Annotated in this window: 12 protein-coding genes; 7 read left to right on the forward strand and 5 right to left on the reverse strand. The window is 74.0% G+C overall.

The window, feature by feature from the left end:
• Window positions 1-164: 164 nt before the first annotated feature.
• Entirely contained in the window at window positions 165-1,679 is a 1,515-nt protein-coding gene (locus tag ABZZ20_RS20390) for an FAD-binding oxidoreductase (RefSeq protein WP_356871401.1), read from the forward strand.
• An 11-nt stretch (window positions 1,680-1,690) separates the two neighbouring features.
• Window positions 1,691-2,608 carry a trypsin-like peptidase domain-containing protein gene (locus ABZZ20_RS20395; protein ID WP_356871403.1) on the forward strand — a complete coding sequence of 306 codons (918 nt, stop codon included), beginning with the start codon at window positions 1,691-1,693 and terminating at the stop codon, window positions 2,606-2,608.
• Here ABZZ20_RS20395 and ABZZ20_RS20400 read toward each other — a convergent pair.
• From ABZZ20_RS20400 to ABZZ20_RS20410, 3 genes are read right to left on the reverse strand one after another with little or no spacing between them, the layout of a single operon-like run.
• Entirely contained in the window at window positions 2,562-2,957 is a 396-nt protein-coding gene (locus tag ABZZ20_RS20400; protein ID WP_356871405.1) for a hypothetical protein, read from the reverse strand. The two genes, ABZZ20_RS20395 and ABZZ20_RS20400, sit on opposite strands and share 47 nt — an antisense overlap.
• Window positions 2,958-3,001: 44 nt before the next feature.
• Window positions 3,002-3,526 (reverse strand): HXXEE domain-containing protein, encoded by a 525-nt coding sequence (locus ABZZ20_RS20405; protein ID WP_356871407.1) that lies wholly within the window; start codon window positions 3,524-3,526, stop codon window positions 3,002-3,004.
• Complete coding sequence (locus tag ABZZ20_RS20410) at window positions 3,523-4,470, reverse strand: AEC family transporter (protein ID WP_356871409.1); 948 nt, start codon at window positions 4,468-4,470, stop codon at window positions 3,523-3,525. The genes ABZZ20_RS20405 and ABZZ20_RS20410 overlap by 4 nt, the downstream gene beginning before the upstream one ends.
• Before the next feature lie 82 nt (window positions 4,471-4,552).
• On the opposite strand from ABZZ20_RS20410, the gene ABZZ20_RS20415 reads away from it, so the two are divergent.
• The 4 genes from ABZZ20_RS20415 to ABZZ20_RS20430 all read left to right on the forward strand — a co-directional run bounded on the left by ABZZ20_RS20415 (window position 4,553) and on the right by ABZZ20_RS20430 (window position 8,959).
• A complete protein-coding gene (locus ABZZ20_RS20415) occupies window positions 4,553-5,908 on the forward strand; it encodes a histidine kinase (RefSeq protein WP_356871411.1) in 1,356 nt (451 codons plus the stop codon).
• Entirely contained in the window at window positions 5,905-6,585 is a 681-nt protein-coding gene (locus ABZZ20_RS20420) for a response regulator transcription factor (protein WP_356871413.1), read from the forward strand. The genes ABZZ20_RS20415 and ABZZ20_RS20420 overlap by 4 nt, the downstream gene beginning before the upstream one ends.
• A 122-nt stretch (window positions 6,586-6,707) precedes the next feature.
• The gene (locus ABZZ20_RS20425) at window positions 6,708-7,751 is read left to right on the forward strand and encodes an alpha/beta hydrolase (protein WP_356871415.1); all 1,044 of its coding nucleotides are present in this window, start codon (window positions 6,708-6,710) and stop codon (window positions 7,749-7,751) included.
• Window positions 7,748-8,959, forward strand: a complete 1,212-nt coding sequence (locus ABZZ20_RS20430) for an acyltransferase (RefSeq protein ID WP_356871417.1) — start codon at window positions 7,748-7,750, stop codon at window positions 8,957-8,959. Before ABZZ20_RS20425 ends, ABZZ20_RS20430 begins: the two co-directional genes overlap by 4 nt.
• 74 nt (window positions 8,960-9,033) lie before the next feature.
• On the opposite strand, the gene ABZZ20_RS20435 is transcribed toward ABZZ20_RS20430, so the two are convergent.
• Window positions 9,034-9,456: a DUF350 domain-containing protein gene (locus tag ABZZ20_RS20435; RefSeq protein WP_356871419.1), complete on the reverse strand. Its 423-nt coding sequence runs from the start codon at window positions 9,454-9,456 to the stop codon at window positions 9,034-9,036.
• Between the two features lie 113 nt (window positions 9,457-9,569).
• Between ABZZ20_RS20435 and ABZZ20_RS20440 the strand changes: the two genes are divergently transcribed.
• Window positions 9,570-11,408, forward strand: a complete 1,839-nt coding sequence (locus tag ABZZ20_RS20440) for a GNAT family N-acetyltransferase (protein WP_356871421.1) — start codon at window positions 9,570-9,572, stop codon at window positions 11,406-11,408.
• Here the strand turns inward: ABZZ20_RS20440 and ABZZ20_RS20445 are convergent.
• Window positions 11,363-13,450 carry an AMP-binding protein gene (locus ABZZ20_RS20445; protein WP_356871423.1) on the reverse strand — a complete coding sequence of 696 codons (2,088 nt, stop codon included), beginning with the start codon at window positions 13,448-13,450 and terminating at the stop codon, window positions 11,363-11,365. The two genes, ABZZ20_RS20440 and ABZZ20_RS20445, sit on opposite strands and share 46 nt — an antisense overlap.
• Window positions 13,451-13,481 lie beyond the last annotated feature (31 nt).

Consider the following 13,481-nt stretch of genomic DNA (forward strand, 5'->3'; position numbering starts at 1 on the left):
GGCGGGCGAGAGGGGCCCGGCCCGGACGACTTGGCGCGGGCGGCCGAGGTACGACCGAGGTACGACCGTGGACGGCCGGCGACCCCTGGGCCGTTCGGGCGGCAACCGGGACTCCGTGGGCCCGCCTTCGCCCCGATCGGCCCGGGCGATGGCAGGAAGGAGGGATGAGCCTCCACCGCCGCCGGCTGCTGGGCAGCGCGCCCGCGGTCGTCCTCGCAGCCATCGGAGCGGGGGCGCCCGCCCGGGGCCCGGACTACGCCGCGCTCGCCCGTGGGATCGACGGGCGGGTGGTGGTGCCGGGCGACCACGACTACCCCGAGGCCCGGCAGCTGTTCCAACCCCGGTACGACGCCATCGCCCCGGGTGCGGTGGCCTATCCCGCGCACGCCGCCGACGTTGCCGTCTGTCTGGAGTTCGCCCGCCGCTCCGCCGTCCCCGTGGTGCCGCGCAGCGGCGGCCACAGCTACGCCGGCTGGTCCACCCGGGACGGCGGGCTCGTCGTGGACGTCGGCGCCATGGACCGGCTGACGGTCGAGGGGGCCGGTGTGCGGATCGGCGCCGGGGCGCGGCTCGGCGACGTCAACCGGACCCTCGCCGCCGGTGGCCTGGGCATCCCCACCGGGCTGTGCCCCACTGTAGGGATCGCCGGACTCACCCTCGGCGGTGGACTGGGCCTGGTGTCCCGGGCGTACGGAACCACCTCCGACCGGCTCACCGGCGCGACCGTGGTCACCCCCGACGGGGTGGTGCGCGAGGTCGACGCGACGCGGGACCCGGAGCTGTTCTGGGCGCTGCGCGGCGGTGGTGGCGGCAACTTCGGGGTGGTCACCGAGTTCCGCTTCCGCACCCACCCGGCAGACGGCTGCGCCCAGGCCGAACTGCACTGGTCCGAAGCCGACTCCGCCGCCGTGCTGCGCGGCTGGCAGCGCTGGCTCGGGGCGCTGCCGGAGCCCTTCTGGAGCCAGGTCGAGTTCGTCTTCGGGGCCGGACCGGTGCCGGCCCCCGCCGTCCGGGTGCTCTGCTTCGACGGGCGCACGGAGCTCGACCGGGAGCTGACCCGGTTGTCCGACCTGGTCGGGAAGCCCCCGCGGGACAGCTGGATCGTCGTACGGGGTTACGAGGAGACCCTGCGGGCCATGTCGGGGTGCCTGGAGGAGAGCGCCGCGCAGTGCCATCTGCCGGGCTCGCTGCCCGGCCGGACCCCCCAGGGACGCATCGGCCGGGACGGGTACGGCGGGCGCTGCGACTTCTGGACCGGGGCGGGGTTGCCGGACGCGGCGGTCGCCGCGGTGCTGTCCGCCGTCCGTCGGTACGGGCAGGGCGTGCCGGCCGGCGGGTTCGGTGTCGTGCAGTTCACGGGGGACTGCGGCGGGGCGGTGAACCGGCCGGCCGCCGCCGACACCGCGTTCGTGCACCGCGACTGTGCCTTCCTCACCCAGTACCTCGCCTACTGGCCCGAGTCCGCGACACCCGCCGAAGTGGCCCGGCACCAGGGCTGGCTGGACGGGCTGTGGCGGGACCTGCGCCCCTGGGCGAGCGGCCGTGCCTACCAGAACTACATCGATCCCCGACTGTCCACCTGGCGCGAGGCCTACTACGGGCCGAATCTCGCACGCCTCGAAGAGGTCCGGCGCACCTATGACCCGGGCCGGCTGTTCCGCTTCCCGCAGGCCATCTAGAGGAGCTCGACATGCGACGTACGTTGACCGTGGCGACGGTGGCGGCCGCCCTGCTACTGCCGGCCGGGCCACTGCCCGTAGCCGAGGCCGGAAGCGCCATGCCGCCGCCCGGCAAGTGGTCCGCCCGTGAGGCGGAGACCTTCTGGACGGCCGACCGGATGGCCTCCGCCGTCCCCGTGACGCCCACGGCGGCTGCGGCCACCGGCCCCGGCACCGGCCAGGACTTCGACGGGATTCCGGTCGTGGGCCGGATGTTCGTGATGAAGGGCGGCGGCGCCTACTTCTGCACCGCGAGCGTGGTCGCCTCCCCCGGCCACAACCTGGTGCTCAGTGCGGCGCACTGCCTGCTCGGTACGGATGCCCGGCAGGTGGCCTTCGTGCCGCTGTACACCGCGGCGAACCCGCAGCCGTACGGCATGTTCCCGGTGCTGCGCGCCGCCGACGGGCGGTCGAAGGTGTGGATCGACCCGCGCTACAAGAGCCTGGGCGCCGACAAGGGGGCCACCCTCGACGTCGCGTTCGCGCAGGTGGGGCCGGACGCCGACGGCTTCCCCGTCGAGGAGGTGGTCGGTGGGAACCGTCTGGTCACCGGCGCCGGTTACGAGCACGCGAAGGTGTCGCTGATCGGCTACCCGGCATCCGCCGCGCGCCCGCGCCTGTGCGTGAACCGCACGACCAAGTTCACCAGCAGTGATCCGGGCATCCCAGGATCGTTCCTGCGGATCGACTGCACCGGATACCCCGGCGGGACCAGCGGGGGCCCCTTCCTGAAGAACTATGACAAGGTGACCGAGACTGGGGACGTCGTGGGGGTCATCGGCGGCTGGAAGACGGGCGGGGACACCGCCGACACCTCGTACAGCTCCTACTTCGGCGCGGACATCAGGAAGTTGTACGCGCAGGCGGTTGCCGGGGCAGGCGCGGTGTGAGCACCCGCGCCCAGCGGGTCCGCCGCGGGTTGCCCACCGTGCGCGGGGTCGCCGAGAGCCCTTCGACGGTCAGCTGCTCGGCGCGCGGGAGTCCGAGTTGGCGGCGCAGGTCGGCGAGGGCGGCGTGCACCGGGGCCAGGATGACCTCGGCCCGCGGATGGGCGTACGCCAGCGCGTGCGCGGTCGTCTCGATGGTCTCGGCGGCGTCCTCGGCCGCCGTACGGCTCCACCCGCCGGGCTCGGCGGAGCTCCAGGGGGCGACGGCGTCGTAGAGGTGGCAGGCGGCATCGGCCGCGGCGTCGGCCCGTTCACCGACGCCCGGCGCCGCGATGGTCGGCAACAGCTCCATGCAGGGTCAACGACCGAAGTCCCCGGGAGGAACGAAAGCGGACGTCACCGGATCCGCCGGGCCACGGCGCGCGCCCCGACGGTGGCTGCGGCGGCCAGGGCCAGCCCCTGGACCGCGTCCCGCGCCCGCGCCGGCCGCAGCACTCCGGCGCGCCGCAGCCGGCTGCGGGCCCACAGGGTGAAGGGGACGACGGCCACAGGCGAGGTGGCCACGCCCGGGGTGTAGCCGCGGGTGGCGACGGACTGCGCGAGGTGGACGAGGCCGTGCAGGCCGAAGGCGTTCAGGCTGGCCTGGTAGAAGGCGGACCGGCCGCCGCTGCGGTACCCGTCGACGGCCGCCGCGGCCACCACCAGCCCCATGACCCCGACGGCGGTCGCGAACTCCCGGCCGTCGACGGTTCCCAGGCGGTCCCAGAGCCGGTCGGGGACCCTGCGGTGACGCTCGCGCAGCACGGGGACCCGGGTGCGGGACCAGCGCGCCATCGTCGCCACCTCTTCCAGGTCGTGCACGGTCCAGGCGACCAGGAGTCCGAGGGTGACGGCGGCGGTGGCTCGGGGCGGCGCGCTCATGGGGCCACCGCCTGCCACCAGACGGGGAGCAGGAGCAGGGAGACCACCGAACTCTTGATCACGAGCGAGGCGGAGAGGTCCACGCCGACATCGTAGCGCTGGGCGAAGACGAACAGGTTCTGCGGAGTGGGCATCGCGGCGATCAGAACGAGGTACGTCAGCCACTGCCCCCGTACGCCGAACAGCAGCCCGCACACCGCCCAGGCCAGCAGCGGGAAGGCGAGGCACTTGAAGGCGATGAGGGCGAGCTCCTCGCGGCTGGTGCCCCGGACGTCCAGCCCCAGTCCGCCGAGGTGGAGGCCGAGGGCGAAGAGGGCGATCGGCGAGGCGCTGTCCCCGACGAACGCGGCCCCGCCGAGCACCGCCTTCGGGACGTGCACGGCGAGCAGGTTGAGCAGGATCCCGGCGTTGCAGGCGAGGACGAGCGGGGTGGCGAGGGAGGCTGCGACGGCCCGTGCGAGCCGCTGCCCGGGACCGCCGGCGGCCGGGCCGGCACGGCCCAGTTCCATGATGGAGATGATGACGAGGGAGAGCACGCAGACCTGGAACAGCAGCACGGGGAAGATGGGCGCGGCCGTCCCGAAGAAGGTGATGAACACGGGGACGGCGAAGTAGGCCGTGTTCACCTGGACTCCGGCCATCACGCGCAGCGCCACGGCGCGGGGCTCCCGCATGCCGTAGGCGCCCGCGGTGAGGGAGACGGCGAGCACCGCGAGGCCGGCAGCTGCGGCGTAGGCTCCGATGGCCCGCCAGTTGAACAGGGCTCCGAGGTCGCTCGCGTAGATGTTGCCGAAGAGGTAGCAGGGGACGGCGAAGAGGAAGGCGTAGTCGGCGAAGGCCTTGGAGGCCTCGGCCGGGACGGTCTTGCGGCGGGCGAGTAGCACCCCGCCGCCGAAGGCCAGGAGCACCGGCACGAGCTTCTCGACTGCGGCTGCCCCGCCCATGCGTACCGCTCCCCCGTGATCGACCGCGAGCAGCGTACTCGTACCCGACTCGCGGGCCGCTGGCGCATAGGCTGGACCGATCATGAGCGATCGCGCCGAGACCCGCACCCGTACGTCCGCTGCCGCGCGGGGGTCCCGTGCACCGATCCGGTTCACCGTGGTGTTGCGCACGCCCGCCCGGGCGGCGCAGCCGCTGTTCGCACGGGCGCCGAAGCGATGGCAGCGCGTGCTGCCCTACGCCGTGGTCACCGCCTTCGTGCTGGCGCTGCTGCCGTCGACCATCACCGTGTTGACCAACGGTTACAAGGCGGGCGGCGGCTGGGCGGGAGCGCTGGGGGTGGCGCAGACCGTTCCGCTGCTGCTGGCCGTGACACGGCCGCTGCCCGCGTGGGGCCTGGTCCTGATCGCGGACACGGTTGGTGCGGTCGTGCTGACCCAAGCCGACCAGGTGGCCGGGCACACCTGGCCGTGGACCCCGATGAGCATCGTCGGCTACCTGCTGCTGATGGTCTGCCTGGGGCTGCGCGAGTCCATCCGGACGCTGGTCGGCGTCTGGCTGGTGACCGGTGCGGTCGGGGTGGTGTTGGGCTTCTACGAGCCCGACGGCGTGACCACCACGATCGCCCTGCTCTTCGTGCTCAGCGGGGCCTTCCTCGCCCTGACCGGGGCGGTGCGCGGACTCGGCGACGCCCAGCAGCGGATCGCCGAGCAGGAGAGCATCAGCGAGGCCGAACGGGCCCGGCGCACCCTGCTGGAGGAGCGGGCGCGGATCGCCCGGGAACTGCACGATGTGGTGGCCCACCACATGTCGGTGATCACCGTGCAGGCGGATTCCGCGCCGTACCGGCTGCCGGGCATGCCGGAGCCGGTCCAGGAGGAGTTCGCGGCGATCGCGGCCAGTGCACGCGAGTCGCTGGGCGAGATGCGGCGGCTGCTGACCGTGCTGCGCGGTGACCGGTCGAACAGCGGGTACGGGACGGACGGCGAGTACGGGACGGGCGGGGCGGGCGGCGAGCGGGCCCCGCAGCCCGGTATCGGCAGGCTCCAGCAGTTGGTGGAGGCGACCGTACGGGCCGGGCAGCCGGTCGAGTTGTCCCTCGCCGCCGGGGCGGCTCAGGCGGCTCCGCCGGCCGTGGACCTTTCGGCGTACCGGATCGTGCAGGAGGCCCTCGCGAACGTGGTGCGGCATGCGCCGGGTGCCCGGACGCAGGTCTCGGTGACGCACGACGCCCGGGAGGTCCTCGTCCTCGTGGTCAACGGCCCGGCCCGGGACGCCGTCGTGCCGCTGGAGAGTTCGGGCACCGGGCACGGCCTGGTGGGGATGCGGGAGCGCGTACGGTTGACCGGCGGAACGCTGGACACCGGCCCGCTGCCCGACGGCGGCTTCCGGGTCGCCGCCCGTCTTCCCCTGAACGCACTCACAGAGGACCCCAGTTGACCATCCGCGTGATCATCGTCGACGACCAGGCCATGGTGCGGGCGGGGTTCGCCGCCCTGCTGTCCGCGCAGGCGGACATAGACGTGGTGGGCGAGGCACCGGACGGGCGTCAGGGGGTGCAGGTGTCCCGCACCGTGCACCCGGACGTGGTGCTGATGGACGTACGGATGCCGGAGATGGACGGGCTCACGGCGGCCCGGGAGATCCTCAGCCCGCCGCCGGGAGTCGTCCACCGGCCGAGGGTGCTGATGCTGACCACCTTCGACATCGACGACTACGTGTACGAGGCGCTGCGCGCCGGCGCGTCCGGATTCCTCCTCAAGGACGCGCCGCCGGCCGACCTGATCGCGGCGGTCCGGGTGGTCGCGTCGGGCGAGGCGCTGCTGGCGCCCTCGGTGACCCGGCGGTTGATCGCGGACTTCGTCCAGCAGCGGCCGGCCCCGCGCAAGGACCCGTCGTTGCGGCTGAACGGGCTGACCCCACGGGAAACCGAGGTGTTGGAGCTCATCGCGCGCGGGATGTCGAACCAGGAGATCGCCGGGCACCTGGTGCTGGCGGAGCAGACGGTCAAGACGCACATCGGACGGGTGCTGGCCAAACTCGACCTGCGGGACCGGGCCCAGGCCGTGATCTTCGCGTACGAGGCCGGGCTGGTGCGGCCGGGCGACAGCGGCTGACGCCCGGCAGATCTCCTCCACCCCCTACTGGGGTATGAACTACGACTTGGCTCCAGGGTTCGACGTACGGCCCGGGACCTCCTTCCTACCTTCCTCCTCGACACGAGGAGAGGAGAAGGGGCATGCGCCGCTTCGGAAGGACGCTGGTCACGGCCGCACTGACGGTGACCGTGACCGCCGGGACCGCCGGATGGGCCTCCGGCGACAGCCAGCAGGCGGTGACCGGGCCGCCGCCGGGTACTGCGGCCTGGCGGGCCGACGCCGCGTCCGGCCGGCCGCTTCCCGACCCGGCGAGCGCGTCGCCGTACGACGTGGCCCGATTCTTCGCCGGGCTCGACGACCGGGGGCGTCGGGAACTCGTGCACAGCCACCCGCTGGTGGTGGGAAATCTCGACGGAGCACCGGTCGCCCTGCGGTACGAAGCCAACCGGCTGGCCGTCCTCGCCACCGGTGAGGCGCGCTACGCCTCGCTCGCCTCGCCGCACCGGCAGGTCCTCGCGTTCGATCCGCGCGGTCGCGGCCAGGTGGCCGAGGTGTTCGGGGACCTGGAGGGCGCCTCGCACGTCTCGGTGATCGTGCCCGGTTCGGACAGCGACGCCACCACGTACGACGCGAAGCGCGCGCCGCACACCGGGCCGGCCGGTATGGCCCGTTCGCTGCGCGCCGCGGCCGGCGAGGACATCGCGGTCGTGGCGTGGGCCGGCTACACCACCCCCGTCGGCGTCGGTCTGGACGCGGCCGCCGGGCGGCTCGCCGCAGCGGGGGCGGACCGGCTGGCCCGGCTGACCGCAGGCCTCGACGCGATCGGCGCACCCGACCCGGTGCTGTTCTGCCACAGCTACGGGTCGGTGGTCGGCGGCCTGGCGGCCCGCCGCACGGACGCCACCGACCTCGTCGTGTTCGGCTCCCCCGGCATGCGCGCCGACACGGCCGCCGACCTGCACACCCGGGCCCGTGTCTGGGCCGCCCGCGGCCCCTCCGACTGGATCGCCGACGTACCGAACGTGCGGTTCGCCGGGATCGGCCACGGCACCGATCCGGCCTCCGCCGCCTTCGGTGCCCGCCCGGTGCCCGCCGCCGACGTGCAGGGCCACACCGGTTATCTCGTACCGGGCACCCGGTCCCTGGCCGCTTTCGCCGCGATCGCCAAGGGGGAAGTCCGATGAGCACACCGACCCTGTTGAAGGACGCGGCGGACCGGATCGAGCGGCGGACCCCCGCGCACCGCGACCGGGCCGTCGACGGGCTGCGCGCCCTCGCGCTGCTGGCCGTGCCGACCGGGCACTGGCTGCTCGGCGGGTTCACCCTGGACGCGGAGGGGGGCCTGCACAACGCCAGCCCGCTCTCCGCTTTCGGCGCACTCGCCCCGGCCAGTTGGGTGCTCCAGATGCTCGGTATCTTCTTCCTGGTCGGCGGGTACGCCTCGGTGCTCTCCTACCGACGCCGCACGGGATCGGTCGCGGCTTGGCTGAAGGGCAGGGTCGCCCGGCTGGGGCGGCCGGTGCTCGGGGTCACCGCGGTGTGGGCTCTGGCCGCGCCGGTGTTGTACGCGGCGGGGGTGCCGGAGGCCACGCTGCGGACCGGGGCCACGCTGGTGATCCAGCCGCTGTGGTTCGTCGGGGTGTACGTGGTGGTCACCGCTCTGACCCCGTACTGCGTGCGGGCGGCGCACCGGCTGGGCGGATGGGCGGCGGCCCCGCTGCTCGTCTCGGTCGCGGTGGTGGACTTCCTGCGCTACGGGCCGCTCGCGGACTCGGTGCCCGCCTGGCTGGCCCTGTTGAACATCCTGCCGGGCTGGCTGTTCGCGTACCAGCTGGGCGTGTCCTGGGGCGAGCGGCGGATCGGGCGACGCGGGGCCCGGCTCCTGCTGGTGGGCGGAACGGTCCTGTTCGCCGCGCTGTTGGTCCTCTTCCACTACCCGGCGTCGATGGTCGGCGTGCCGGGCGGGACGCGGACCAACTCGCACCCGCCCTCGCTGCTGGTGCTGGCCCTGGCCGCGGTCCAGTCGGGGGCGGCGATGCTGCTGCGGGACCGGCTGGCGAAACTGCTGTCCCGGCCGGTGCTGTGGGCGCCGGTGGTCGTGATCAACCTGTGCGCGATGACGATCCTTTGCTGGCACCAGACGGCCATGCTGGCGGCGGCCGTGCCCGCTTCGTTCGCGGGAGGGCTCGCGGGTCTGACGACGCCGCCGGACACCCTCGGCTGGATCGCGGCCCGGCTGGCGTGGATGCCGTTGTTCGCGGCGCTGCTCGTGGGCATCGCCCGGTACGCGCGCCGGTTCGAGGAGCCGTGGGTCCGAGCCACGGGGCTGCGGCGGGCGGTCGCGGGGCTACTGGCGGCCGGATTCGCGCTGTTCGCACTGGGTCTGGCGTAGCAGCGGCACAACGCCAGGGGCCGAGGGCGCCGCTCCCTGTGGGAACGGCGCCCTCGGCGTGCCCGGGGAACGGCTCAGGCGATGGAGGCCGCGACGATCGCGGCCACCGCCAGGTTGCAGGAGGCCGTCACCCAGACCGCCGGGTGCGGCACCGGGTCGACCACGATGGCGCCGAGCTTGCCCGGGGTCACCCAGTCCAGCACCAGGAAGGCCACGCCCATCAGGATCAGGCCGAGCAGCCCGAAGGCAGCGGTGGAGAGCAGGCCTTTGCCGAAGTCGTCGTACGTGGTCCAGATCGAGGTGAAGACGATCCCGCCGACGCCGAGGAGCGCCGAGCTCAGCATGACGGCCGCGTTCCTGTTGCGCTCCTCCCAGATCTGCTTCGGGAGCTTCCCGGGAGTCAGCACGTCCACCAGGACGATGCCGAGGATCAGCAGCACCAGGCCGAGGGCGCCGAAGGCGCTGGTGCGGCCAAGTCCGTTGACGATGTCGCTCATTGAGAAGCCGTTCTCCGCGGGGGTAGGAAGGACCTGCCGTACCTGACACAGCTGCCGTCAGGGTGGCCGAATCTATCGCACGGTCTTGCGACAGGCCATGGGGAGGTCAGGGAATGGTAAAGCTCAGGGCGGCGCGGGCCGACGGTGCGGAGGCGGAGGCGCTGACCGCTCTGGTGCTGCGCTCCAAAGCGTACTGGGGGTACGACGTGCAGTTCCTGGCCTCGTGTGCGGAGGAACTCGGCATCCGCGCCGAGGAGGTGGCGGGTCGACGCATCGTGGTGGCCGAAGAGTCCCCGGGTGGCCGGATTCTGGGGCTCGCCTCCCTGGAGGGCGCGCCGCCGGTGGCGCGGCTGGGGTTGCTGTTCGTGGAGCCGGAGGCCATCGGGCGGGGCGTGGGGCGGCGGCTGTACCGCGATGTGTTGGTCCGGGCAGCCGCACTGGGGTTCCGCCGGCTGCTGATCGACTCCGATCCGCATGCGGCGGGGTTCTACCGGGCGATGGGCGCACTGACGCCGGCGCCGTCCGGACGGGCCGACGCCCCTGGTGGCCGCGTCCCCGTCCCCGCGGGTCTGGTGCGGTTCGAGGCAGCTCCCGCGCGGCTCGCCGACTGGGCGGTTGCGTGGACCGGTGGCGGACCGGCCGTGCATGTGGGCAACGTCGCCGAGTACAACGTGCAGTTCGCCGACGCGACGCTCGACCGCGAGCAGCGGGCCGCGCACCACTACGCCTGCCTGGCCGCCTTCTACAGCCCGTGGCCGGGCGCGCTGGTGCTGCCGCGGCCGGTGCCGCGGAGCTGGATCGAGCGGGTCTGCCGCACCGTGGAGTGGGCGGGCGTGGAGGTGTACGACGGTCTGGCGGGACCGGGTCCCGGCCTGTCGGACGCCGTCCGGGCCAGACCGGTACTGGCCGGTCGGCTGGCCGCAGCCGAGCTGCCCCTCGTGCCGTGGGGGCGGACGGAGCCCTTCGCGCGGCTCGCCGGGCAGCCGTGGCGGCCCCGCGCGTTGCGCTACGAGTCGAAGTCCGCGGCGCACGGCCTGTTCGAACGGATCCTGGCGGGTGGCGGGCATCCCCGGATCGTGCTCCCCGCCCAGTGGCCGGCGGCCACCCGGCGGGCGGCGGCCCGACTGCTCGCTTCCAGGGCCCGGGCGGGTCAGAGCAGCGTTCTCAAATCGGAGCACGGCGTGGGGGGTTCGGGCACCACGGTGGTGACCGCCGCCCGGGTCCGGGCGGAGGGCGGGGCCCGCGCGGTGTTGCGCGGGCTCCCGCGCGGGCCGCTGCTGGTGGAGGAGTACGTGTCCGGTCCGACGGCACCCGGCGATCCGCGGGACCTGACGTACGACGGGTTCGTGGACGAGGAGGGCCGGCTGCACGAGGTCGGCGGAGCGGTGATGGACGTGGCGGACTCCGGGTACCGCGGCGCGACGGTGGGCCCCGGGGTGGTGCCGGCCTGGGCGGAGGAACCGCTGCTCGCCTTCGGGACGTCGGTGGGCCGGGAACTGGCCGCCGCCGGCTACCGGGGCTGGTTCGACGTGGACTTCGTCTGCGACGGTGCGGGGCGTCTGGCACCGACCGAGACCAACCTGCGCCTCACGGGGCCGTCCATCGCCTTCATGGTGGCGGCCCGGCTCGACGCACTGCGCGGCGCGGGCCATCTCGTACGGATCGTGGACCGGGTGGAGTTGGGGGCCCGGTTGCCCGAGGCCGCCCTCGACGGACTGTGCGAGACGCTGTCGCGGGGGTGCGCGGAACTCGGGGCGGTGTTCCTGCCGGCGATCCCGACCGGCGCCTTCGATCCGGCACCCTGGCTGGGTGTGCTGGTGGCCGCGCACGACAGAGCGACGCTGGACGCGGCCGAGGCGCTGGTTCGGGAAGAGGCGCTCGCCGTGGGGACGGCGTTCGTCTGGGGTCAGTCGTCGAAGTCGAAGGGCGAGGCCGGCTTCCGGGTGACGTAGCGCACCACCAGGGCGGCCGCGATCATCAGGGGGATGTTGAACGTGTAGACGAGGGCGGCCTGCAGGGGCCAGTCCTGCTTGGCCGCCAGCCGGTACGCATTGTCCTGCGGCCACCAGGCGACGAGCAGGTAGACCACCGCCAGGTGCGCGGCCGTCGTGAGGCCGCGACCGCGGCCCTGGCGCAGCATCGGGGGACGGCCGAACACGAGGAACAGCAGGCCGCCCGCGAAGGCCGCTCCCTCGAAGAGGTAGAGGACGAAGAAGAGGTACGACCACGGATCGGGGACACCGGTGAGGTCGGTCGAGCCCGGCCAGAGGGCTTTCGAGAGGACGAGGAAGAACAGGCCGGCGACGGCCAGCAGTAGGGCGCCGCAGCCGTAGCCGCACGAGGTGCGGTACGTGCCGTCCCGCGCGGCCGTGTACTTGCCGGCGCCGCGGGCGGCCTCCTGCCGGTCCGGCGGTGCCAGGAGCACCGGCTGCGGCAGGGCGTCCCGGTCCTCCTGACCCGCACGGTTGCGGGGCAGGGCGCGCAACCGGACCACGGCGTGCGGGGTCTGGTCCCGGAGCACCTTGCCCGCGAGGTGGTCACGGAGCTGCTCGATGCCCGGCAGGTCGGCGCTCGGCGGCCAGGACGCCGCGTCGGCGGGCGGGGCCAGGTACGCCACCAGTCGCCTCGTGCCCCTACGGCTGCCGCTCCTGCCGGTGCCGCCGCCGTCCGGGACCTCGGCCACGATCGCGGCGCCTATGTCCCGGTGGCCCCGGACGGCAGCTTCGACGGAGTGCGGGTCCAGCACGCCGCCGTCCACCGTGATCCGATCGCGGATCCGGCCCGCGAACTCCAGCAGCCCGTCCGGGCGGAGCTCCCCGAGGTCGCCGGTGGGGAGCGCGTCGCCGCCGTCGGGCGGGGTGAGGTGCAGCTGCCCTTCGCGCAGGTCCACGTGACAGCCGGGGAAGGGGGCACCGATCAGGCAGTGCTGCTCAAGGTCGTCCAACGGGCCCGGCAGGTGGGACAGTTCGAACCAGGTGCCGACTCCTGCCGTCTCGGTGAGTCCGTAGACGTTGAGCAGCCGGGTGCCGGTCCGTAGCCTGCCCTGCAGTGCGGCCTGTTCGTCGAGGAAGAGCCGGTCTCCGGTGACCGTGACGAGCCGCAACGACCTCGCGGCCAGCTCGGGTCCGGTGCGGCCGGGCCTGCTGGCGCCGCCCGCCCCGCCCGCCCCGCCCGTGAGCAGTCGGGTCGCGCCGGCCGGGTCGGTGTGGAGCACATCGACCCGCTCGGCCCCGACCGCCCGACGGATCCCTTCCGGGGTCCAGGGCAAGCATTCGGGCAGGACCAGGGAGCCGCCCGAGCACAGGGCCCGGGTCCACCCGGCGGCGAATGCCGTGACGTCCTGCCCGGAGGTGATCAGGTGACGGTCCTCGGGGGTCGGTCGGGTGACCTCGGCCCAGGCGTCATGGGCGGCGAGCAGCCGGGCGTGGTCGACGGGAACCGCGCGCGGGACCGAGGCTCCTGTGAACAGCACGGCGGCCACCGCACCGGGGGCGGGTCGTTCCGGGGGCTCGGTGGGCCGGTCGGTGATCGCAGCCGCCTCCGTGTCGAGGCGGATCACCCGCAGGCTGCCGCCGCCGTCCAGCCGGGCGTGCTGCGCGGCGTCGGTGAGCAGGACGTGGGGGGTGAGGGCGGAGAGCTGCCGCTGCCCGGTGCGCGGGGTCGCGACGTCGAGGAGGGAGTAGGCCCCGCCGGCCTTGAGGACGGCGAGGAGGGCGATGACGAGTTCGGCCGGCCGGGCGGTCCCGATGGCCACGACGCCGCCGGGTGGCAGCCCGTCGGCGAGCAGATGGTGCGCCCATCGGTCGGCGCGCGCGTCGAGTTGGCCGTAGCTGAGGAGGTCCGGGCCGGCATGGACGGCGGGTGCCTGCGGAGTCTCCCGCGCCCACTGCTCGAAGAGGTGCAGGACGGAGTCGGTGGCCCCGCGTCCCGAGCGGTCGGAACCCGGCCCGTGCTGTGGCTTCGGCTGCGATCCTGATGTCCGTTCCGGCGTCATCTTCCGATGATGGCACCGCCCACTGACAGCC

It is taken from the genome of Streptomyces sp. NPDC006430, from assembly GCF_040612395.1.
Taxonomy (GTDB): Bacteria; Actinomycetota; Actinomycetes; order Streptomycetales; family Streptomycetaceae; genus Streptomyces.